A 23,083-nucleotide genomic window follows, 5' to 3' on the forward strand; every position below is an offset into this window, starting at 1 on the left:
ATGGATGTTAAGTACAACAGCCGTCGTTGGACTGCTGTTGTGCCTTGCCACTAAAAGTAGTGCGCAAGGGCCTGACGATGCTCAAAAAATGAACTGGCAGCATATGGATTTGAAAGCCGATGGTATTTTTGGGATTAGTACGGATAAAGCTTACGCAGAGTTGCTAAAAGGAAAAAAAGCAAAGGAGGTTCTCGTTGCTGTAATTGATGGGGGGGTAGATACCGCCCACCAGGATTTGCAACCTGTGCTGTGGCACCAGAAGCAAAAGTGGGGATGGAGTTTCCTGGGCTCGGCCAAAGGTAACCTCAATAATGAAAGACTAGAACTGACCCGTATGGTAGCTGCGGGAAAAGAGCGCTTTGGAGATCTTAACGACCTTCCTGAAGATACCAGCGGACTTGCGCTATACAAAATGCAGCGTTTGGTCTATCTTAAAAAGTTACAGCGTGCAAGGGGCATGTTTGCAAACATTAATGAATTCAGGAAAGTGCTGGACACCATCCTCCATAACCTCGGTAAAACGGACCCTTCCCTTACAGAATTTATGGCCTATATTCCGGAAACTTCTGTGCAAACTTCCATTAAGGCAATGGCACTTAACGGCATCAAAAAAGAAGATCACGCAATTTCTAAATTAAGGAATCAATTGGAAGCTGATGCTCATCATTTTAAGGATGAACTAGATTATACTTTAAACCTTAGTTATAATCCAAGGGACATTGTAGGTGATGATATTCAGGACTTGACACAACGTAATTATGGAACGGCAGATGTGATGGGCCCCGATGCAAAGCATGGTTCGCATGTATCTGGTATTATCGCTGCGGTAAGAAACAACGGAATCGGCCTCAACGGTGTTGCAGACCATGTTAAAATTCTTAATATTCGTGCGGTTCCAAATGGGGATGAGCGCGATAAAGATGTGGCCAACGCCATTATTTACGCAGTAGATCAGGGTGCTAAGGTCATCAATATGAGCTTCGGGAAACCCTATTCTCCAAATAAAAGCCGCGTAGATGAGGCACTGAAATATGCAATGGCTAAAGATGTTTTGCTTGTGCATGCGGCAGGAAATGAATCTGTAGACCTGGATGGTGAAGGGAATTATTTTCCGAATAAATGGTATGCTGATGGCAGCGGATCAGCTCAGGCATGGTTAAATGTAGGTGCCAGTGGTCCTAATAATGATGAAAGCCTGGTCGCCAGATTTTCAAATTTCGGTAAAACCATGGTCGATGTTTTTGCCCCTGGTGTAGGCATTTATTCCGCGGTCCCAAATTCTGCTTATCAGTTCATGGACGGGACCAGCATGGCAGCGCCAGTAGTAAGTGGACTGGCTGCATTGATCAGGTCTTACTATCCAAGGCTCAATGCTGTTCAGGTTAAAGAGATTATCATGGCCTCTGTGGTTAAAGTAAACCATACGGTAAAGGTGGTAAAAAAAGGAGCGCAGGTAATGGTGCCGTTTGCAGAGGTTTGCGTAAGCGGAGGAGTGGTCAATGCTTATGAAGCCTTGAAGCTTGCGGCAACATATAAATAAAATCTATTATTTAATTTAAGTTTATAAAAAATGAAAACAATAAGGATCACAATGGCTGGAATGCTAGTGTTGCTGTTTTGTAATTTACAAAGCTCAGCTCAGGCAAAATACCTGGATGTAAATGATACCGTAGATGAATATCCAAATGTAACCTGGTTAAAGGGAGCATCGCTGACCAAACTTGATAAAGATAAAACCTACCTGATCGAATTGTGGGCAACCTGGTGCAAACCCTGCGTTGCGGCAATGCCCCACCTGAGCGAGCTTCATGGAAAATTTAAAGATCAGATTGTTTTCATCGCCCAGGATGTTTGGGAAGAAGATCTGGAAAAGGTAAAAGCCTTTATAGCCGCTAATGAAAAAATGATGAGTTTCAGCATTGCATATGCCGGAGCGCAGTCGACCAGTGATTTTGATAAGAAATTGGCAAAGCCCACGGGTACGTTCGGTATCCCCCGCACTTTTATCATCCAAAACAACACCTTGCTGTGGATGACTGATCCCACACAACTTAATGATGAGGTGTTACAGCTGATCGTTGATCGGAAATTTACGATTTCGGCAGCAGCAAAGCTGGTTAAGAAAGTTAACAACTAATTTAGTTAAGCTAAGCAGCATACCCCTATCGTAAGAAAGGGTTTGCTCCATAATGCTGTGGAGCAAACTCTTTTATCATGTGATTTCATGGCTGGAACCGATAAAAGCAGTTAAATGTTATACTACCGAGGGAAGAAACTGTCAATACAGATCATATTCAGTTTGTTTTTTAGCTAAAGGCATGCCTGAATGGCTTATAATAGATTTGTCAGAACTGCGGCGCATCTATGGCGGCTTATCTAAATTTTCCTACATTAGCAATAGGAATACTCTAGAACAATGGCTGCCTATAGCTCATATACAGATCAGGAATTGACCAGCAGACTTGCTGAATCAGACGAGTATGCCTTTGCTGAAATTTACAAACGCTATAAAACAAACATCTACCTGCTGATTAAAAAATTTGTTCATTCCGCTCAAATGGCAGATGACCTTACGCAGGAAGTATTTGTTAAGATTTGGGAAAGTGGGGACAAACTAAGCGAAGTACGTTCAATTAAAGCTTATCTGTTAATTACCGCAAAAAACCACACGTTAAACAGTTTAAAAAAAGCATTACGTTCTGAGGCTGCGATGGGGGTAGTGATCAATGCCTACGTAGATGAACGAAAGAGCGTAGAAGAAGATTTGATCAGCAAGGAATATGCTCATTTTTTACAGCAGCAGCTCTCCACTTTACCTGCGCGAAGCCGGGAAATTTTTAAACTCTGCAGAGAGCAGGGAAAAACTTATGATGAGGCAGCGGTAATTTTAGGCATTTCAAGAAATGCGATCAAAAATCATATGGTTGCTACCATGAAAGTGCTCAGTAGTTCGGTAGAAAAGGATCTTGGGATCTCCTTGAGCCTTCTTCTGGTGGTGCTTTTTAAATAAATTTATTTTTTTCTCTTTTTTGCTACCCTATGTGGCCGTAAATATTGTCTTAGTCTTTGAAAGGCATTCATTATGGAACAAAAAGCATTCTACAAACAACTGGTTGAACGTTATGTGGCGAAGCTATTGAGCGATGAGGAATTGGAAGTTTTTGTAGAATTGGCAAAACAGGGCAAGCTTGATCAGGAACTTTCCCGTGCTATGGACGAGGCTGAACAGAACTTTGCAGTAGAGGAATTGCTTACTGTACCTGCAGTACGCCGCCGCTTATGGCCTAAAATTGCAATTGCGGCAGCCGTTTTTCTGGCTGTTGTATTCGGCATACTTTTCTTTTACAATCCGGTAGAGGACACCATCGACACCAGGTTTGCCAATAATGAAATCAGTTCCGGTACCAATGGCGCAACCCTAACCCTACCAAACGGAAAAGTCATTCAATTAAGTGATGCGCAGAAGGGCGTAAAAGTTGCTCCAGGATCATTGACCTATCAAGATGGTTCTTCTGTTTTTAATGCTGAAAATAAGAATGACATAGCCGATGCAGGAACGGTAGCGATGAAGGCAACTACATCAAGGGGCCAAACCTACATGATCTTACTGCAGGATGGGACTAAAGTTTGGCTTAATGCAGCCAGCACACTAAAATTCCCTTCTACTTTTGCAGCATCAAACCAGCGTACTGTAGTTCTGGAAGGTGAAGCATATTTTGAAGTTTTTAAAAATAAATCGCAACCTTTCGTAGTCACAACAGAGAAAAGTGCAGCAACGCCTAAGCAAGAAATAATTGTTTTAGGAACTCATTTTAATGTCAATGCTTACAAAGGTGAAAGCAGTATCAAAACCACTTTATTGGAGGGTAGTGTTAAGATTGCTGAAGAATCCGGCATGGAGGAAATCCTGAAACCCAATCAGCAAGCTGTTTTATCTGGTGCCGGCCAGCTTTCGGTAGCCAATGTTGATGCTGCCCTGGCTGTAGATTGGAAAAATGGAAGTTTTATATTTCAGGGCCAAAAACTAAGTGAGCTGATGAAAAGGGTAGAGCGCTGGTACAATGTCCAGGTTAGCTATAAAAACAATGAAATAAAGGACCTAACATTTACGGGTGAAATTTCAAAGTATGATAAGATTGAGGAACTTTTAAAGATCCTTGAGCGTACAGGAAGGGTCAAATTTGAAATCGAAGGCAGCAAAATTATCGTTAGTAACTAAATAATCAATTAATCAACAAACCTTAAACCACTAAAAATGAGAAAACTCTACAAGCACGGCCCTTAAACCAGGCAGGTTGTTTGGATAAAAAAGGGATTTCGACTGCGAATCGAAACCCCGGAAGACCGGACAACTAAATAAGCAATTTATGACAACAGTTTAGTTTAGAAACCCAATCAATACAAACATATGGATAATATTATTCATTGTGATGTGCCTGGCAAATTATGCCCGTTATACACACAAATCTGGAGAATTATGAGGTTAATCTTCCTATTTATTTTTGCTGCATTAATGCAGGTAAGCGCTGCAAGTTTTGGGCAACGCGTTAGCCTGTCAGAAAAAAATGCGCGACTTGAACAGGTGCTTGCAAAAATCAAATTGCAGGCGCAGGTAAAAATTGTTTATGCCGATGAGGTGCTCAAAACTGCAAGGCCGGTAAGTTTACAACTCCATAATGTAAACCTCGAAGAAGCCTTAAAAGCCGCTTTGGCTAACCAGCAACTTGAATTTAGCATCATTGATCAAACAGTTGTGATTAAAGAAAAGAAAAGTAGTTTTCTGGATAAACTGGTAGAACGTTTCGCGAACATTGATGTAAGCGGACGTGTTATTGATTCAGATGGAAATCCAATACCTGGTGCTACTATTACTGTAAAAGGTATTAAAAGGTCAGTTGTTTCTGATGGCAATGGTTACTTTAAGTTAACCAATGTGGATGAAAAGGCCATGATCGTAATTTCATACGTTGGGTATGCGGTACAGGAGTTTGCTGCAAATACCACGCAGCCCATTGTTGCACGGCTGGTGCCTGAAGTGGGCACTTTGGATGGAATGGTGGTGATTGGTTATGGTAAAACCACCAAGCGGACAAATACAGGTTCAGTTTCTACCATTACTTCAAAAGACATTGCCAATCAACCTGTTTCAAATCCTATTTCTGCTTTACAGGGCAGGGTTGCAGGTTTAGATATCAGTTCCAATAATGGTTACGCCGGCTCTGGAATGTCGGTGCGTTTGCGTGGAATCAGTTCCATCACTGGCGGAAGGGATCCCCTTTATGTTGTTGATGGAATTCCTTTCAATTCCACATCTCTAAATCAGTTTAACGGGGCAAATGGGAATACAAATCCATTAAATAGCATCAACCCCTCTGATATTGACAGGATTGATATACTAAAAGATGCTGATGCCACCGCTATATTTGGCTCCAGGGGTGCAAATGGTGTCATTTTAATCACCACAAAACAAGGCAAAAGCGGTAAAACAACTGTCGATGCAAATGTTTATTCGGGGATTTCTTTTGTAAATCATAAAGTAGAAATGTTAAGTACAGAGCAGTACCTGGCCTTAAGAAGGGAAGCTTTTAAAAATGATGGTACAACCCCTGTTGAAAGTAGTTCCCCAGATTTGTTTCCAACCTGGGGAACAGAAACAGACAACAACTGGGTAGACAAATTAATTGGCAACACCGCTAAAATGACGGAAGCCCAATTGTCTTTATCTGGTGGTTCCGAGCAAACCAATTTCCTGTTCAGCGGCACCTATCGTAATGAAACCACAGTGGTTCCCGGCGACCAGGGTTATAACCGGGGAGCGGTTAATTCTAGCGTCAACCACAAGTCTGCCGATAACAAGCTGAATTTTAATGTGTCTGTAAAATATGTTGGTGATCAGAACCAATCGATGCCGACCGATGTGACGCAGTATTACAATACCTCGCCAAACTATCCTGTATACAACGCTGATGGTTCTTTTTATTGGCCAGCCAGCGGACAAAACCCGATGGCCTATTTAGAGCGTACCTACCTTGCTACCACACAAAATTTAATTGGTAACGTAACTACAAAGTATAACATTTTTAAGGGGTTGAGTGCACAGGTAAATCTTGGCTATAATAAGCAATCCATGAAGCAAACCAGGACCCAGCCACAGGCTACTTACAATCCTACTTTATACAGCAGCAGCGAGGCTTATTACGGCAATACTTCTTCTACAATTTACAACATTGAGCCACAACTGGATTATGAAGTTAAACTTAGCAAGGCTGAGCTGAAACTTTTAGCTGGTGGAACTTATCAAACTAATGTATATGATGGACTTTATTTGGCAGGATCAGACTACGTAAACGACAGCCAGTTGGATAACCCAAGTGCGGCGGCAAAGCTTACAAATGTATATAGCCATTCCGATTACAAATATGTGTCTGTTTTTGGAAGGGCTACCTACAACTGGGATGGAAAATATATTTTAAATGGGAGCTTCCGGAGAGATGGTTCCAGTAGGTTCGGTCCGGGTAGGAGATATGGAAACTTTGGGTCGGTAGGAGCAGCCTGGTTGTTTACCAATGAAGATTTTGTAAAAGACCATTTTTCTTTTTTAAGTTCAGGTAAGCTAAGGGCTAGTTATGGTACAGTAGGTAACGACCAGATTGGCAATTATGGATATTATGACAGCTGGAGGGCAACAGACTTTACTTATGGCGGTGTAGCCGGCTTAACTCCAAGTCGCTTTGCCAATGAAGATTTCCATTGGGAATCTACCCGTAAAATGGATGCAGCAATAGAGTTGGGCTTTGTAAAAGACCGCATTCTTTTTACGGCGAACTTCTACCGTAACATCACAACAGATGCCTTGATTATTTATCCTTTGTCTTCACAGTCGGGCTATACTGCATATACGGCCAACTTACCTGCAAAATTGCAAAATAAAGGATTTGAATTTGAACTAACTTCGGTGAACATCCGTAAAGAAGATTTTAAATGGAATTCAAGTTTTAACTTAACAATCTCCAGAAACAAACTTATTGACTACCCTGGCTTAGCCAATACCTCATTTGCAAGAACCTATTACATCGGGCAACCTATTAACGTGGTAACCGGCTATGTAAGCACAGGAATTAATCCACAAAACGGGATTCCAACTTTTGTAGATACCGATAACAGCGGTACAATAAATACGCTTGATATGGTGCCTATTGGAAATATAAATCCTAAGTTTTTTGGGGGCCTGCAAAACAGTTTTACTTACAAAAACCTGAGTCTTGATTTCTTATTTCAGTTTGCAGAACAACAAGGTCCATTGTTAAATTATGGAACTTTGTCTACCGCCTACGGTTCCAGGATCAATAAAGACGTTAGTGCTTTAGACCGCTGGACAACTCCGGGACAGCTCACATCAATTCCAGTTGCTACTGCAGGTACAACTGCTGCCAATACAGCCTATAATAATTGGCGTTTGTCTTCGGCAAATTGGGGAGATGCCTCTTACATCCGTTTAAAAAATGTAGCCATACGTTATAACCTGGGCACGTTGTTGAAAAACATCAAAGTAAGAAATGTTTCTGTGTACGTACAGGGGCAAAATTTGTTTACGATCACCAATTACGATGGTTTTGACCCGGAAACAAAAGGCGTAGTACTACCGCCGCTTAGCGTATATACAGCAGGTTTGCAAGTTTCATTTTAATTCTAAATGCTAATACAATGAGAGTAATTAAATATATTATAGGTATTGTGTTGTTGATGACCACGGTATCATGCGAAAAAATTATCGGTATCGATTCGCCAAGAACAGAATTGGAAAGCGGCAGTGTTTTTACCAGTGACAAAACGGCCAATGCGGCAATGATTGGGATTTATTCTGATATGAATTCAGATAACTACATTTTTGCAAATTTGATTACCATGTTTATGGGGCCGATTTCTGCGGACGAATTCTTGTACGAAGCCAATGTGGCTACTTTTCTGGAATTTAAGGCCAATGTGGTTTCCGCAGAAAACACCTATGTAAATTCGGTATGGGCGCAACCATATAATTACATTTACAGATGCAATGAGGTGATTGAAGGCGTAACGGCTTCAACAGGAATGACTACAGCAATGAAAAATCAGTTGATGGGTGAGGCGAAATTTTTAAGAGCGTTCTGCTATTTTTACCTGACCAACCTGTTTGGTGATGTGCCCTTGATCCTGGATACTGACGTGCTGAAAAACACAAATCTACCCAGAACTGCTTCTGCAAGTGTATACGCTTCCATCATTGCCGACTTACTGGAGGCTAAAAGCCTGTTGGGGGATACTTATGCAGGTGGAGAGCGCACCAGGCCGGTAAAAGCTGCTGCAATCCTGATGCTGGCCAGAACCTACTTATACACCGGTGATAACGTGAATGCAGAAATTCAGGCTTCTGAACTGATTGCAAAAACAGGTACTTATCAAATGCTTTCAGGTACTGCACTGGGTAGCACATTCTTGAAAAACAGTACAGATGCCGTTTGGCAGTTGAATATTGTAAATACCTTATTGAATAAGAACACAATAGAGGGTTTTAACATGGTTCCGGCAAGCCTTACTTCTCCAGCTACGAATTACAGGTTAACGAGGGATCCAAATTATGGTTTGGTTCAAGAATTTGAGAAGCGTGATCCCAATAGTACCAGTAATGCAATCGATGCTTATGATTATCGTAGAGGCGCATGGACGGGACAATGGAATGTTACTACCTCTGGTGTTACAGTTACAAATACTTATCCCTATAAGTACAAGGTACGCGTATCACCCACCATTACAGAGTATTCTATGGTGCTTAGGTTTGCAGAAGCATATCTGATTCGTGCAGAAGCCAGGATGCAATTGAGCAAGTTCGCATTGGGAAAGGCAGATTTGGATGCCGTTCGTCTTCGTGGAGGTTTATCTGGCGTCACCTTGCCGACATCGGTTGCTGCCGGGATGCTATTGGTGGAAAAAGAGCGCCGCATAGAGCTATTTGCAGAATGGGGTCATCGCTGGTTTGACCTTAAACGCTGGAAAAGCGTAACCGGAGATCCAACCAAAACCCGTGCAGATGATATCCTTCCGTTAACAAAACCATCATGGAAATCTAAGGCTATCCTGATGCCCATTCCCGCAGAAGCATTAAGAACCAATCCTACCCTTACTCCAAACCCATCGAATTAACTGCACGATGAAAAAAATTATATTGATCTGTCTTGTAGTTGCTGCCCAGCAACTACAAGCTCAGGTTTTGGAAATATATCCCAAATATCCGCAGGTGGGTAAAGAAGTAACCCTTACTTACCGTCCTTCAGCAAGCAATGCTGCGCAGGTAAAAGAGGCTAAAACTGTGCGCCTTATTTTTACCTCTTCTACATTTTATAATCTTCCCTGGGAATTATTGATGACCTGGCAGGGCAATGCCTGGCAAACATCTTTCACTGTACCTGCATATGCAACGTTCGCATCTTTTTATTTCCAAAGCGGAAAACTAAAGGATAGGCCGACAGCAGATGCTGATTTTACTCTGGCTGTGTATAAAGGAAAAAAAAGAGTTAAGGACAGTTATTTCCATGAATCTTACGGTATTAAAAGTCAAAATCCCAATGCGCCCGATCTCCTTCAAAAACAAATTATTTTGCTGCAGAAGGAACTTGCCCTGTATCCCAATAATTTCGAAGCGCAGGTAAGGTTAAAAAGTATAGAAATGGCTGCTGCGACACCGGCTCAGGCAGCTGGGTTAAAAAGAGAAGCAATAAGTACCATTCATCAGCAGTTTGAAAAAGATCCAGAAAACCCGGTTAATTTAAGTCGCATCAGCATGGCATTTAATATGATTGGGGAGGGTTACCGTACAGATTCCTTAAAAAGAGTTGTCATAAAACGTTATCCGGCGTCAGACTTAGGCCGTTTATACCTCAGTGCATTAATTGCGAAACACGATGATAGCGTAAAAATGATTTTACGTCTGGATTCGCTTTTAGCACATGTTCATGCTAAAGGAGAAAGTGCTATTGCAATTCATAAAATTCTTTTTAAAAACGCCCTTTCCAAAGGTGATGCCCATAAAGCTATTGAACATGCGCAGAAAAGTTTAGGGAAAACAACGCCTTACACAGCCAGAGATTTGCGGGACATAGCACTTGCTTTTACTAGCTACAAGATCGCTCCGGAAACTGCCTTTGCTTATGCAGAAAAATCGTTGGCAATGATTCAGCACTGGCCTGTAGGTAATATCAGAAACCTGCCCGACTTTGGTTATGTGCTGCCTTATGTGGACGATAGTGTTCACAACCTCACTGTTCAAGAGGCTAAAGCTGGTCTGCTGTCATTAATGGCTCTCAATAAAGTCTATATGGGCGATAAGACTGCCGCGCTTGATTATACCATCAAGTCGATAAGCTTCTTTGAAAACAGAGAGGTTTTACTAAATGCTGCTTTTGTTTTTGAGGCTAATGCTGACTATAAGAATGCCTATGCAAAATCATGGAAGCTGGTGGTAGATAATCCCTTTGATGATGTGGCGAGTGTTATAGCACAACGCAATTTTATTAAATTTAATGCAGATGGTTCTGCTTATGTAAAGGAATTACAACTGTTAAAGGATGCAAAAAACAACAATTTGGTCTCACGTTTGGAGAAGCAGTTACTAAATTTGCCAAGACCGGAATTAAACGGAATTACCGATTTAAGTGGGAAAGTGATGAATATGGATTCCCTAAAGGGAAAGATTGTAATCATGGATTTTTGGGCAACCTGGTGTATCCCCTGCATGAAAGAAATGCCTTTTCTGCAGAAGGTTTATGATAAGTATAAAAACAATCCAAATGTCGTTTTTATGGTCATCAACAGCGGTGCAGGCAATACCATTGACGACGCCAGGGGATGGATGAAAAAGAACAGCAATTACACCTTTCCATTGTATTTTAATACGGATAAAGACCTGGGTAAAAAAGTAGGGTTCAGCCTCATCCCAACAGTAGCGCTTCTTGATCAAACCGGGAAAATGCAGTTCCGTACAGTTGGCTTTGAGGGTGCAGAAATGGAAGCTAAGCTAAGCCAGCAAATTGAGGTTTTGTTGAAGCGTAAATAGCTTTTATCCAAAATGCCTGTTTTTTATAGTTTGATCAAAACTATAATTGAGCAAAGTGCTAACAAAATGAATAAATGCAATGTTTTGATTTGGTATAGTCCAGGATCAACTCATGAAAATACTTTTAACAGGTGCCACAGGTTATATTGCCCAGCGATTGTTGCCGGTTTTATTGGATGCAGGTCATCAGGTAGTCTGCAGTGTTCGTGATGCTTCCAGATTTAATAAAAACAAATTTGCTCAGCATGCTGGTCTCGAAGTTATTGAAATAGACTTGTTGGATCAAGAAAATCTATCGGATTTTCCTAACGATATAGATGCCGCCTATTACCTCGTTCATTCCATGAGTGTGAGTGGCTCATTCAGTGAAAGTGAAGAATTATCTGCACGTAACTTTGTAAAAGCCATAGATCAAACAGCAGCCAAACAGGTGATTTATCTAAGTGGTATCATCAATGATGAAAAGCTTTCCAAGCACCTCTTGTCCAGGAAAAAAGTAGAAGAGGTTTTAAGTACATCAAAGATCCCACTGACTACTTTGCGTGCAGGAATTATTGTTGGATCAGGCAGCGCATCTTTTGAGATTATTAGAGACCTGGTAGAAAAGTTGCCAGTTATGGTTGCTCCTAAATGGCTGCTCACCAAATGCCAGCCCATTGCCATTAGAAATGTTGTAGAGTTTTTATCTTCTGTTTTGCATCAAGAATTTACGTACGGAAAGCATTACGACATCTATGGTCCTGATGTGCTGACTTATAAACAAATGCTGCTTCAATTTGCAGAGGTACGCGGATTAAAAAGACACATTTTAATGGTACCCGTAATGACGCCACGCTTATCCTCTTACTGGCTCTATTTTGTAACTTCTACCTCTTATGCGCTTGCAAAAAACCTGGTCGATAGTATGAGGGTAGATGTGGTGGCAGTTACAAATAACTTGTCTGAAAAACTTCATATCGACTTAATTCCCTACAAACGTGCCGTGGCTATTGCCTTTGATAAAATTGAGCAAAATCTGGTGTTGTCTAGTTGGTCGGATGCAATAGGCGGTGCGTACTCCAAAAAGACAATTAAGGAGCATTTAAGTGTGCCGGAATTTGGGGTCTTCACTGACAAAAAAACATTAAAGACATCAAACGCGGAGCAGGCTGCAGATCGCATTTTTGCAATTGGCGGTCGGTCAGGCTGGTATTATGCCAACTGGCTTTGGAGTTTCCGGGGCTTTCTCGATAAAGTATTTGGCGGGGTGGGTTTAAAACGGGGCCGAAAGAACCAAACCCTGGTATCAGTTGGCGATTCCCTGGATTTTTGGCGGGTAATTTATGCCGATAGAAAGGAAAAGAGGCTGTTGCTGTATGCAGAAATGAGACTTCCGGGTGAGGCCTGGCTGGAATTCAGGGTGGAGGGCGATATCGTTAAGCAGACCGCCACTTTTCGTCCGCTGGGAATTGGAGGCAGGTTATACTGGTATGCAGTGTTGCCTTTTCATTACTTTATCTTTAACGGGATGATAAAGAAGATTGCTACTTAAAAACAATGGTTTTGTTTCCGGTAACAAAAACACGATTTTCAAAAATCAGTTCCAACGCCTCGAGCAAAACCTTTTTTTCAATTTCCTTTCCGGCTTTAACCATGTCTTTTACACCAAAATTATGGTCAACATGGGTGGTATGCTGGGTAATAATTGGTCCCTCGTCTAAGTTGTCTGTTACAAAATGTGCCGTTGCCCCTATAATTTTTACACCGCGTTCAAACGCCTGTTTATAAGGATTGGCACCAATAAAAGCGGGTAAAAAAGAGTGGTGAATGTTGATGGTTTTTCCTGCAAAATCCTTTACAAAATCTGCCGAGAGGATTCTCATAAATTTGGCCAATACTAAAAAATCTACCTCAAATTGGTTAATGATGGCCTTTATCTCGGCTTCAAATTCCAATTTGTCTTTGCCCTGATGAGCAACATAAAAATATGGAATTCCTAGTTTTTCCGTAAAATCCCTAAGCTCCTCATAATTCCCAATTACGCATTGAACATTTGCGCCTAAAGTTTTAAAATGATTTCTAATCAGAATTTCTGATAAACAATGGTATTCTTTGGTCACCAGCACGGCAATTTGCTTTTCCTGTTCGGCAATCAAATTTATTTCCGCTTCCTTTGGAAGAATTTCAGCAAGGTTTGCTTCAAGTTTTTCTGTTTGCTCAAAATCACCTACGCAGGCAATACGTGTAAAAAAAGCTTTATTTGCTTCATCAACAAACTCACGCATGCCCACGATATTAAGTTGTTGCGAGGCAAGCACTCTTGTAATATTGGTAACTAAGCCAACCTGATCGGTACAGGAAATAAGGATAGTGAATTTGTTCATAATACGGTTTGATAACCAATTATAGTGAAAGATAGCGATACATGCGCAGTTAAAATCAAAAAGCTATGCATAGATTTGAGTTTTAAACTCAACTGATGGATAATTTTCTGAAGCAAATGTGGTTATATAATGATTGGGCAAATAAACTGCTCTTTGAATCTTTTAAACAAAATGAGGCCAGGGTTCCGTATGCCTGCATGCACCTGCTCAGTCACATTATGAATGCACAGTCCAGATGGTTAAGCCGGCTGGAGATCAGGAAAGCTAGCACCGGAGTATGGGATGACCATTCGCTGGAAACTTGCGTTGCGATGCATACAAATACTGCTGATGGTATTGCTGCACAAATTGCTAAACAGGAAGCAAATCCGGAATCTGCCCCCCTTAAGTGTTACACTACCGATGGCCGGGAGTTTCAAAATAACATCAACGATATTTTACTTCATATCTTCAATCACGGAACTTATCATAGGGCTCAAATTGCACAGGAGATGCGTAAAAACGGATTAGATCCTGTCAATACAGATTATATTCAGTTTGTGCGTTAAGCTATTGCAGCCAACTATAAATATTAAGTTAACCTTGCTGACTGTCCTCGTAAGTCGGGCCGTACAGACCCGGCACTTTATTTCCGGTAGCACGCAAATAGATCACCAATTCACCGCGATGGTGGTAGATGTGGTTAAACAAAAATCCTCGGGATACAGTGCCGCGGGGCAGAGGACCAAGCACAACCTGTTCACCCACTTTCATGGTCCACAAGTCTTGTAGCTTCTCTTCGGTAAGCGATGTTAATGCGGCCCTTGCCAGCTCCACATTGCTTTCAAATAGCGCCAAAGTTGCTTTAATATCGGCCGGATCAGCACGCTCAAGCTTATCGCCGGCCATGTCATAAACATCTTTGGTAAGCGTTCCTACATACCAATAATATATGGTGGCAATATGTTGGGCAAGTTGCCCCATTGTCCAGGAAATTTCTGAGGGTTTATAATTGAGGTCTTTTTCAGGAACGGCCTGTAATAATTTACGTGTACTCTTTACTTCCTGCTCAAACTCTTCTAAGAGGTATTTTAGTATCATAATCATTTTGTTTATCAAATAGATAACAACGTGAGCAAGTGCAATGTTTTAGGGTCTTCTCATGCTCTGTTTAATCTTTTCCCGATGTTGCTCTCCCCAGGCACTTAATTCAGCAATAACGTTCCTCAAAGTCTGACTGTACTCGGTTGCTTCGTAAATGATACTTACCGGCGTAGTCGGATAAACCTTGCGGGTAATAAAGTCATTCAGCTCAAGGTCCTTTAGTTCTTTAGCCAGCACTTTAGATGATATGCCTGTCATTTGGTGCTGGATCTCGTTGAAGCGCCTTGGCGATTCTACCAGACAAAGGATCAGGGCCAGCTTCCATTTCCCGTTTAGCACGTACAGTGCATCCAGGACATTTCTGAGCGAACTTGTACATTCTGCGGTACTTATAGGCGGTTCATTGATCATCATCTTCATCCTGTAAAGGTACTCACTTACCTCGATGTAAGCACTTTCCTTTAGGTAAGTAGGGGTTTTTTATCAGCTGCCCGGCCTACTTTTGACCTTGAAAATATAAAAGGCATATTATGAAAACCATACTTCATTTAATTTCCAGCATCCAGGGTGCAGCATCCAATAGCGTTAAGCTCGGTCACAAGGTCATAGAAGGAATTCAAAAAAAATATCCGGGCAGTACACTAGAAGAACTGAACCTGGTAGAGATGGAAATACCACACCTTAACTCTGCCGTTCTTCGCACGTTTTTTATTCCCGGAGATCAGTTAACGGCAGAAGAGCAGCTATCTATCAGGCTTTCAAACGAACTTGTTCAACAATTGTTGGCTGCAGACATCATTGTCATCGGAGCCCCCTTGTACAACTTTACCATCCATACGGCATTAAAATCCTGGATAGACCACATCACCAGGGCGGGCATCACCTTTGGATACGGAGAAAGCGGTCCCGTTGGCCTGGTTAAAGGAAAAAAAGTATACATCGCGATGTCTTCTGGCGGCGTTTTTTCTGAAGGTCCGGCCGCCGCTTACGATTTTGTTGTACCTTACCTTCAAAGTTTTTTAGGCTTCTTGGGCATGACAGATGTAACCGTATTCCGTGCAGAAGGGGTTAAAATGCCCGGCATCATGGAAAAGGCAATGGAGAAAGCGATCGGCAGTATAACCATCGACTAAATCCTGGTCAATTGGAAGGACTTTTAAGTGAACTCAAATCCTCCAAAAACTGTTTAACGGCCTCTTCTTCCGTGGCCCAGCAGGTCACCAATCGTATGGCAGAATGTTCAGCATCAATTTTCTGCCATACAATAAATTCATAGTCTTTCTTTAAAGCTTCAACTACCCTGTTATTAAGAACAGGGAAGATCTGATTGGTAGAAGTATCGCATATTAAATCTATTCCCATTCCCTTTATCGCAAACTTTAGCTGCTGTGCCATCTCATTGGCATGGGCCGCCAGCTTTAAAAAAAGACCATCCCTAAAAAGCTCCAGAAATTGAATGCCAAGAATCCTTCCTTTGGCCATTAGCGCCCCTTTCTGCTTCATGTTGTAGGCAAAACCAGTGCTGATGTTTTTATTGTTGAACACAATGGCTTCGCCGAGTAATGCGCCAGCCTTAGTGCCGCCGATATAAAAAACATCCGTATACTTACCCAGGTCTAAGAAACTGAGGTCGTTTTCTTTGGAGGCCAGGGCTGATGACAAACGCGCGCCATCCATAAACAGAAGCAGACCCGCTGCGCGGCAACATTCATACAAAGCCATCAGTTCCTGTTTTGAATATATGGTGCCAACTTCTGTAGAATTGGAAATGTATACCAACCTCGGTATAGTGGTGTGTACCTCTTCAAAAAGTGTCAATAAGCCTTGTATGTCTTCAGGTCTAAGCTTTCCATCAGGCGTATCAATAGTTTGGATCCGGTGTCCCGTAGCCTCTATAGCCCCGGTTTCGTGTACCTGTATATGAGCGGTATTGGCCGAAATGACCGATTCGTATGGTTTTAGCAATGCAGATATTACCGTAAGGTTGGCCTGTGTACCGCCAGCAACAAAGTAAACCTCCGGATCACCGCCCACTTCCGCTTTAATCAACTCCTTTGCCGCTTTGGAAAAACGATCTTCACCGTAGCCTTCCTCTATCTCCATATTAGAAACCGATAAGGCATTCAGTATTTGCGGGTGACAACCCCGCCCGTAATCGTTCTTAAAACTATATTTCATACACTAAATTTTCACAAAGATAGAACATGAGGGCAAACTCTTGTACGGTCGTTTCCTGGCTAAGCGCTAAATTAAAAATTAGCCAATGGCCTAAAGATGCGGCGCGGAAACATGTTTAGGCTTAGGTCTTATCCTTTATCCGGTAGAAGTAAAACGGATCATCCGTTAAACCATAGTTTTTATTCCCTTTCTTTTATAGGGCCTTCTAAACATTTATGATGAATTGACGTTTCTAGTGCAGGAATTACTATTATAGAGAATGGATTTTATTATTGAACAGAAGGATATTGTAAGCATGCTGATGGCCATTCTTTGTGGTGGCATTATTGGGTTCGAAAGAGAGTATAAAAGCAAGTCAGCAGGCTTTAGGACCATTATCCTCATCACTTTAGGATCTACAATTTTTACCATTGTTTCTGGTCATGGAACAGGAGCTGACGATCGTATTGCTGCCAACATCATTACAGGGATAGGTTTTATTGGTGCCGGGGTGATATTTAAAGATCAGGTTTCCGTGCGTGGCTTAACTACTGCGGCTGTAATCTGGACGTCAGCAGCCATCGGCATGACTACCGGCATCGGTTACCATGCCCTTGCTTTTGTGTTCACCATCATTACATTAATTATCTTATTAATGGTGAGTAAAATAGAAAAACTGATCGGTAAATTACAGAAGCAAAAAATTGTAAGTGTTACATTCAGAAACGGAGATTTTAACCAGATCCGGCAGCTGGAAGAAAAACTGCAGGACTATGAATTGCTTATCGAACGCCTGCAGGTGAGCAAATCGGAGGATATGCTCACCGTGATCTGGCAGGTATCCGGAAAAAAGAGGTACTTAAACCAATTAAGCGAAACACTCGCCACTCATCCAGACATCATCACTTTTCTTTAGCTGGAGCAGATTTTTACAATGCTGGTGAACTCAGGCAGCTGCCCCTAGCGTAATTATAATAATAGATTATATTTGGTGTTGCTTACTAAATATTATCAACAACACTAAATATTATTAGTTATTGTGCTATATTTGTGTAGGTCAATTGCAAAGCTTAAATGGCTGCTTAAACATGCAAATGACATCTTGTCTATAGCGCTATCTGTAACACAGTATATGCGGAGAGTACCCCGAATTGTGAAAAGATTTATGCCCATGACCACAACCGAATTGTATTTACACAAACGCCCTATAGGTAGCGAAGCCGAACTAAAAACCTATGCTCAAAAGGTATTGGAAACTTTTTATATAGATTATGAGCTTGATGATGCGCAGGCCATGCTTTGGCAAATCATGGTGCCTGCTTTTATCAATTCAAATCCCTTACAATCTAATGAAGAGAAACAAGCTTTGGTATTGTTTTATGAACGCTTGCATGAATTGTTACTGGCAGCTGCTATGCTGCACAATCAACGTGAGCTCAACAATTGTGTAGGTCGGTAAAAATTGGCGTCATGGACGGAATCGAACCGTCGTAGAAGGTTTTGCAGACCCTTACAGAAACCAAGCTTTAGCCTAAAAAGATCTTCTGCTTTGCTGATTGATGAAATATTGATAAAACAAGCGTTCTTTTTGTTTCTGGGCATGTAGCTTTTTTGCCCTGCCAAAATAATACAATGCAAAAAATGCCAGGGCTACCAGAGAGATCCCGATCCCAATAGTTGGATTCTTCATGTCTATGGCAGCAAGTATAACTCCGGAGGCAATTGCGGCAGTAAGGGTAAATGGAATGAAGGCTCTCATGGTAATATTTTGTTGGTCAATTTCTAAACTTACAATCTTTAAGATATTTGCAAAACACGTGCCGGAGCAAGCTGTTAAAGAGTTTGTTAGTTATTCTGGAACGGTTGAAGGATATGGGGTACGTATGGCTATCATTTGCGCAGTTAAATTAGGACGAGCCTGTGCAGATTAGTATTCATTGATTTGAGAACAGAGGCGTCTCCCATATTTGGTAAGGAGCTTTCATGACTTGAATTCCTATTGCCGGTAAAAGATCGATTTAAGCGTATGATACCCTTGCCCAATTAAAGTTATAAAAGTTGTGGTCTTATAGGTAACATGGCGATTAGGGTAACTTTATTGAACCAGTAAATTTATTTTTGGAGTACCAGTTTATTCGGTGTAACACTTGTTAAGTTTTGTTTTTGAGAAATTTTTTATCAAAAGCCTCGCCAACGAACTATCTGCTTATTTTGATGTGGCCGGAAAGTTGGACCGGCTATTTGAACTGGAAAAGCAGTATGTTGATCAGAAAGAAACGAGTTTAGGTTGCTTTGACCATTTTTACCCAGGTTTAAAGGAGACGATTGTGGCTTATATCAAATCTACCATCAAGATGTTAAAGAAAAAGATCAAGAATAAAGCGGTACTGATGCCGGTAGATTTGAACGGACGTTTAAAGGGCAGCGATTATAAGGTAAGGGTTTCGGTATCTGTGCCCTCGCTGAGTTGCCTGCTCCGTACCTTAATTGAGGCGGGATGTATCGAAATAGAAGAACGTTCACACTTTTTGGATTTTATTTCCAGGTGTTTTGTTACGCCGGGTAAAGGAAGAAATGCAGGTGTTTTATCGGTAAGTAACCTGAAAAACACCTACGAAAAGGTTTCTGAGACTGCACTTAAGGCCATAAAAACTGTGGTGCTGAAGATGCTGGATATTTTAAACCAGGGCTTTACACCGCAATATGTATAGGCATACTTTTACCACATAGCTCAGATGAACAGTGGCAATTCGAACCAAAAGTCAGCTCCTTCACCAACTTCACTGATTACACCCATTTGCCCCTTATGTGTTTTTACTATTTCCCTGGATACATAAAGGCCGATACCTAGCCCGTTAAAAGTAGTTTTTGTAGGTTGCAGGAAGCGATGGAAGCGTTTGAAAATCTTTTGCTGCTGATCTTGAGGGATACCGATTCCCTGGTCTTTGATGCTTGTTCTCAGGAAGCCATCAATAAAGCCGACTGTAACTTCGATGCGTGTTTTACCTGGCGAGTATTTGATGGCATTATTAATTAAGTTAGAAATCACTTGAGCAATTCGCTCCCGATCTGCATAAACTGAGGTTTGCCCAGAAAAATTAATGATAAAGTCATGATCAGGGAAAGTATTTTTATAGTTGTCAAAAAGTTTTGTAATATATTCATTGAAGTCTATAACTTCGAAGTGATAGGACATTTCTCCGTTTTTAATTCTGGTCATGTCAAGCAAATCGTTTACTAGTTTAACTAACTTTTCAACTTGGTGTTCAATGCGTTCAAGCATTGCAGTGTCATCTCCGCGGTTCTCTTTTAGCTGTCGTTTTTTTAGTACCTGAATGAAGCCTTTTATGGAGGTGATTGGGGTTTTCAATTCATGGGAAGCAAGATGCAGAAAATCATCTTTCTGCATTTCCAGTTCAACACGACTGCTCACATCCCGGTATTGAAAAACTAGTGTACCAATGGACTTTTCCTGTAAAAGATTCATAGCGGTACCTTCTATCCAAACGAAGCGTTCATCAGCTGTCTTTAACCGAGTCAGGAAATCAAATTCGCTAATTCTTCCTTGTTTAAGGCTGACTAGTTTTTCCCTAAATGAAGTTTCGTCGGCATGAATAAAATTGGAGATTGGTGTTCCAATAATGCTCCCTTCTGGGCTGGAGATGGCTTCGGACACGGATGGAGAGAGGTATTCGATCTTTCCGTCCCTATCGGTCATGACTACACCTTCAGCGCTTTTTTCTATGATTCCGCGAAACCGCTGTTCGCTGTCTCTCAAATCGCTCTGCGCACGTTCTATTCGGTTAAACAGATGTGAAAGTAACAAACCCTCTATGAAGAAAATCAGGGTTGCCATTACAAAAACCTCTGAACTAGGCTGGTATCTCGGTAGGATAAAGAGCAGTGACAAAACTACCGAACTTAAAGTAGCGATAAGTGAGGAGCGACTCCCACCGAAAAAAGCACTCAAAAAGATTACTGCGAAGTAAAGCAAAAATGGCGTGCGGTAATTTACTTCAAAAAGTGGGTTTAGCGTAACCCAGGTGGCAATAATCGCAAGGAACAAAGGTACGGTAAATTGAAACCAGGTTTTAGTCTGCTGTTGGCGTATTGAATGTAACTGAAGAAGTGAATCTATTCTCATTTTCATTGTGATGTTAATGCTAAAACGCAGTCTTATAGAAAATAAATTGTCCCATCGCTATTCGCAATGCAAGAATAAGCAATTATCGACCCATTTACTTATGGGTCTAAACAAAATTTTAGTTTATTGTTTTTTTGTTTAGGTATTTCGCCCTGAATCGAGTTGGCATGGATATTTTGCGGAGAAAATGCCTATACGAGATTTAGATGTTTTAATAAGTTTTGCCTGCGGGTACCCAGATGGTCCAACTCAACTTTCAACTTCTTTATACCTCATTCATTCTAGTTGTAGAGCTTTTTTTTGGTTCTCTTAAACAAAACTTTGTAGATTTGCGTTTATTAGACAAATATAGTTTATGCCATTTGATATTAAGCAGAGCAGCCCGGATCCTATGCTGCTGGTCAATATATTAGACGCAACGAATACAGGTATCGTGATCACTGAAAATCTGTTGCCGGACAATCCCATCATCTACTGCAATCCTGCATTCGAGCGGATCTCAGGTTACAGCAGGGAAGAGATCATTGGTCGCAACTGTCGGTTTTTGCAAAGCCAGGACCGCAATCAGGAGGCGCGATTTGACATCAGGCGGGCGCTGGATAACGGCGAAAATTGCGTTGTGCAAATCCGCAATTATACCAAACAGGGAAAATTGTTCTATAATGAACTGTACCTATCTGCGGTTAAGAACGATTTAGGTGAAGTGACGCACTTCATCGGCGTTCAGAATGATGTCTCGGCCAGGGTTAAAGCTGAGCAGGAACTTGAACAAAATTATAAGGATACTGAACTTAAAGTGACCGAGCGGACCAGGATGCTCAGGGAAAGTGAAGAATACCTTTCCAGCATTGTGGAGACTATTCGCGAAAGTCTAATTGTGATGGATAAGGATTACAAGGTGCTCAGTGCAAACAACCACTTTTTAAATACTTTCAAAGTAAGCATCAATGAAACCAAGGGTAAGTTGCTTTATGATCTTGGTAACGGGCAATGGGATATCCCCGAGCTAAGAAAAATGATGGAGGATATCCTTCCTACCAACAATCCCGTTTTAGATTATGAAGTGGAACATGAATTTCCGTACATAGGCCGAAAGCTGATGCTTTTGAACGCACACCGTGTGGAGCTGGAAGGGAAGTTCAAAGACCGGATTTTACTAGCCATAGAAGACATTACTGAAAGGCGTGCAATTGAACAAAGAAAGGATGATTTCCTGTCTATTGCCAGTCATGAATTGAAAACTCCGCTAACCACAGTGGTTGGCTATGTGCAGATGATGCAGCGCCTGATCCCTGAGCAGGCCAGTGATAAATTCAGGTCTGTAGTAGACAAGACCGGGATGTATGTGGAACGTTTAAATCAATTGCTCAGCGAACTGCTGGACGTATCCAGGATTCAATCCGGAAATATAGAGTTACATAAAGAGCATTTTGATTTTGATCAAATGGTTTGTGAAGCAATCGAAGGTATGCAAACTGCTACACCTAATTACCGAATCATTTCTAAGGGTAAAGCGGGTATTCCGTATTTTGGGGATGAATCGCACCTCATTCAGGTGCTGACCAACCTGATCAGTAATGCAATCAAATATTCACCAGAGGCCGATGAAGTGGAGATCTACGTATCGAAAGTGAGTGATTTCATCAAGGTTTCCGTAAAAGATTACGGAATGGGGATTAAAGAGGATGAACAAAAGAAAATCTTCGAGCGATTTTATCGGGTAGGGGCCATACAGAAGAATTATCCGGGCATGGGGATTGGACTCTACATCTGTGATCAGATCATCAAGAATCACGGTGGCTCATTTTGGGTGGAAAGTGAGCCGGGAGAAGGATCGGTATTCTCATTTACCTTGCCTATCAATTATCATGGAAAGGAGAAGGGAAATGTCTAAGAAAATCATGATTTGTGATGATGATGCGGGGATCCTGGAAATGATGGAAATGATCATTGACGAATATGGCTTCGAGGTCATCACGGAGGCCAATAGTTTGAATGTGTTAAAAGGATTGGAGCGAGAGCGACCAGACCTATTGCTATTGGACATATGGATGCCTCTTCTTTCAGGTGACCAGGTGCTCAGGAATATTAAGGCAGATGCACAATTCGACGCATTGCCGGTGATCATGTACTCTGCAAGTGCTGAAGGGAGGGCAATTGCGGAGAGTGTAGGAGCTGACGATTATATTGCCAAGCCTTTTGACATGAATGATCTGGAATCTAAAATCCGGCGCTTGATCTAACATGACC

21 protein-coding genes are annotated in these 23,083 nt (G+C 41.5%); 15 read left to right on the forward strand and 6 right to left on the reverse strand.

Going from position 1 to position 23,083, the window contains the following annotated elements:
* Positions 1–4: 4 nt before the first annotated feature.
* From LPB86_RS05110 to LPB86_RS05145, 8 genes are all read left to right on the forward strand, one after another.
* On the forward strand, positions 5–1,540 hold the full coding sequence (locus tag LPB86_RS05110) for a S8 family serine peptidase (RefSeq protein ID WP_230641581.1): 1,536 nt from the start codon (positions 5–7) through the stop codon (positions 1,538–1,540).
* A gap of 30 nt (positions 1,541–1,570) precedes the next feature.
* Positions 1,571–2,137: a TlpA disulfide reductase family protein gene (locus tag LPB86_RS05115; RefSeq protein WP_230641582.1), complete on the forward strand. Its 567-nt coding sequence runs from the start codon at positions 1,571–1,573 to the stop codon at positions 2,135–2,137.
* A gap of 279 nt (positions 2,138–2,416) precedes the next feature.
* Positions 2,417–3,010, forward strand: coding sequence for an RNA polymerase sigma factor (locus LPB86_RS05120; RefSeq protein ID WP_230641583.1), 594 nt, complete (start codon positions 2,417–2,419; stop codon positions 3,008–3,010).
* A 72-nt stretch (positions 3,011–3,082) separates the two neighbouring features.
* Positions 3,083–4,219, forward strand: a complete 1,137-nt coding sequence (locus LPB86_RS05125) for a FecR family protein (RefSeq protein ID WP_230641584.1) — start codon at positions 3,083–3,085, stop codon at positions 4,217–4,219.
* Between the two features lie 258 nt (positions 4,220–4,477).
* A complete protein-coding gene (locus LPB86_RS05130) occupies positions 4,478–7,687 on the forward strand; it encodes a TonB-dependent receptor (RefSeq protein WP_230641585.1) in 3,210 nt (1,069 codons plus the stop codon).
* Positions 7,688–7,704: 17 nt separating this feature from the next.
* Positions 7,705–9,177 (forward strand): RagB/SusD family nutrient uptake outer membrane protein, encoded by a 1,473-nt coding sequence (locus tag LPB86_RS05135; protein ID WP_230641586.1) that lies wholly within the window; start codon positions 7,705–7,707, stop codon positions 9,175–9,177.
* A gap of 7 nt (positions 9,178–9,184) precedes the next feature.
* Positions 9,185–11,086, forward strand: a complete 1,902-nt coding sequence (locus LPB86_RS05140) for a TlpA disulfide reductase family protein (RefSeq protein ID WP_230641587.1) — start codon at positions 9,185–9,187, stop codon at positions 11,084–11,086.
* A gap of 112 nt (positions 11,087–11,198) precedes the next feature.
* Entirely contained in the window at positions 11,199–12,617 is a 1,419-nt protein-coding gene (locus LPB86_RS05145; protein WP_230641588.1) for a DUF2867 domain-containing protein, read from the forward strand.
* Here LPB86_RS05145 and purU read toward each other — a convergent pair.
* Positions 12,610–13,449, reverse strand: a complete 840-nt coding sequence (gene purU / locus LPB86_RS05150) for a formyltetrahydrofolate deformylase (protein WP_230641589.1) — start codon at positions 13,447–13,449, stop codon at positions 12,610–12,612. The two genes, LPB86_RS05145 and purU, sit on opposite strands and share 8 nt — an antisense overlap.
* A 95-nt stretch (positions 13,450–13,544) precedes the next feature.
* Here purU and LPB86_RS05155 point away from each other — a divergent pair, with 95 nt between their 5' ends.
* On the forward strand, positions 13,545–13,997 hold the full coding sequence (locus LPB86_RS05155) for a DinB family protein (protein ID WP_230641590.1): 453 nt from the start codon (positions 13,545–13,547) through the stop codon (positions 13,995–13,997).
* A gap of 28 nt (positions 13,998–14,025) precedes the next feature.
* On the opposite strand, the gene LPB86_RS05160 is transcribed toward LPB86_RS05155, so the two are convergent.
* Entirely contained in the window at positions 14,026–14,529 is a 504-nt protein-coding gene (locus LPB86_RS05160; protein ID WP_230641591.1) for a DinB family protein, read from the reverse strand.
* A 48-nt stretch (positions 14,530–14,577) separates the two neighbouring features.
* Positions 14,578–14,946, reverse strand: coding sequence for a winged helix-turn-helix transcriptional regulator (locus LPB86_RS05165; protein WP_370632798.1), 369 nt, complete (start codon positions 14,944–14,946; stop codon positions 14,578–14,580).
* Positions 14,947–15,062: 116 nt separating this feature from the next.
* On the opposite strand from LPB86_RS05165, the gene LPB86_RS05170 reads away from it, so the two are divergent.
* Complete coding sequence (locus LPB86_RS05170; RefSeq protein WP_230641592.1) at positions 15,063–15,665, forward strand: FMN-dependent NADH-azoreductase; 603 nt, start codon at positions 15,063–15,065, stop codon at positions 15,663–15,665.
* A gap of 7 nt (positions 15,666–15,672) precedes the next feature.
* Here the strand turns inward: LPB86_RS05170 and LPB86_RS05175 are convergent, their stop codons facing one another.
* Entirely contained in the window at positions 15,673–16,710 is a 1,038-nt protein-coding gene (locus LPB86_RS05175) for a low specificity L-threonine aldolase (protein ID WP_230641593.1), read from the reverse strand.
* A gap of 259 nt (positions 16,711–16,969) precedes the next feature.
* Between LPB86_RS05175 and LPB86_RS05180 the strand changes: the two genes are divergently transcribed.
* Together LPB86_RS05180 and LPB86_RS05185 are read left to right on the forward strand one after the other, a co-directional pair.
* Positions 16,970–17,605, forward strand: a complete 636-nt coding sequence (locus LPB86_RS05180) for an MgtC/SapB family protein (RefSeq protein WP_230641594.1) — start codon at positions 16,970–16,972, stop codon at positions 17,603–17,605.
* Positions 17,606–17,860: 255 nt separating this feature from the next.
* On the forward strand, positions 17,861–18,148 hold the full coding sequence (locus tag LPB86_RS05185) for a hypothetical protein (protein ID WP_230641595.1): 288 nt from the start codon (positions 17,861–17,863) through the stop codon (positions 18,146–18,148).
* Positions 18,149–18,220: 72 nt separating this feature from the next.
* Here LPB86_RS05185 and LPB86_RS05190 read toward each other — a convergent pair whose 3' ends face one another.
* Entirely contained in the window at positions 18,221–18,448 is a 228-nt protein-coding gene (locus tag LPB86_RS05190) for a hypothetical protein (RefSeq protein WP_230641596.1), read from the reverse strand.
* Positions 18,449–18,836: 388 nt separating this feature from the next.
* On the opposite strand from LPB86_RS05190, the gene LPB86_RS05195 reads away from it, so the two are divergent.
* Positions 18,837–19,400: a hypothetical protein gene (locus LPB86_RS05195; protein ID WP_230641597.1), complete on the forward strand. Its 564-nt coding sequence runs from the start codon at positions 18,837–18,839 to the stop codon at positions 19,398–19,400.
* A gap of 20 nt (positions 19,401–19,420) precedes the next feature.
* Here LPB86_RS05195 and LPB86_RS05200 read toward each other — a convergent pair whose 3' ends face one another.
* Positions 19,421–20,833, reverse strand: a complete 1,413-nt coding sequence (locus LPB86_RS05200) for an ATP-binding protein (protein ID WP_230641598.1) — start codon at positions 20,831–20,833, stop codon at positions 19,421–19,423.
* Between the two features lie 355 nt (positions 20,834–21,188).
* On the opposite strand from LPB86_RS05200, the gene LPB86_RS05205 reads away from it, so the two are divergent.
* Both LPB86_RS05205 and LPB86_RS05210 read left to right on the forward strand, forming a co-directional pair.
* Entirely contained in the window at positions 21,189–22,727 is a 1,539-nt protein-coding gene (locus tag LPB86_RS05205; RefSeq protein ID WP_230641599.1) for a PAS domain-containing sensor histidine kinase, read from the forward strand.
* The gene (locus LPB86_RS05210; RefSeq protein ID WP_230641600.1) at positions 22,702–23,076 is read left to right on the forward strand and encodes a response regulator; all 375 of its coding nucleotides are present in this window, start codon (positions 22,702–22,704) and stop codon (positions 23,074–23,076) included. Before LPB86_RS05205 ends, LPB86_RS05210 begins: the two co-directional genes overlap by 26 nt.
* The last annotated feature ends 7 nt before the right edge of the window (positions 23,077–23,083 follow it).

Origin of the sequence: Pedobacter sp. MC2016-14, assembly GCF_020991475.1 — a bacterium.
GTDB lineage: Bacteria > Bacteroidota > Bacteroidia > Sphingobacteriales > Sphingobacteriaceae > Pedobacter.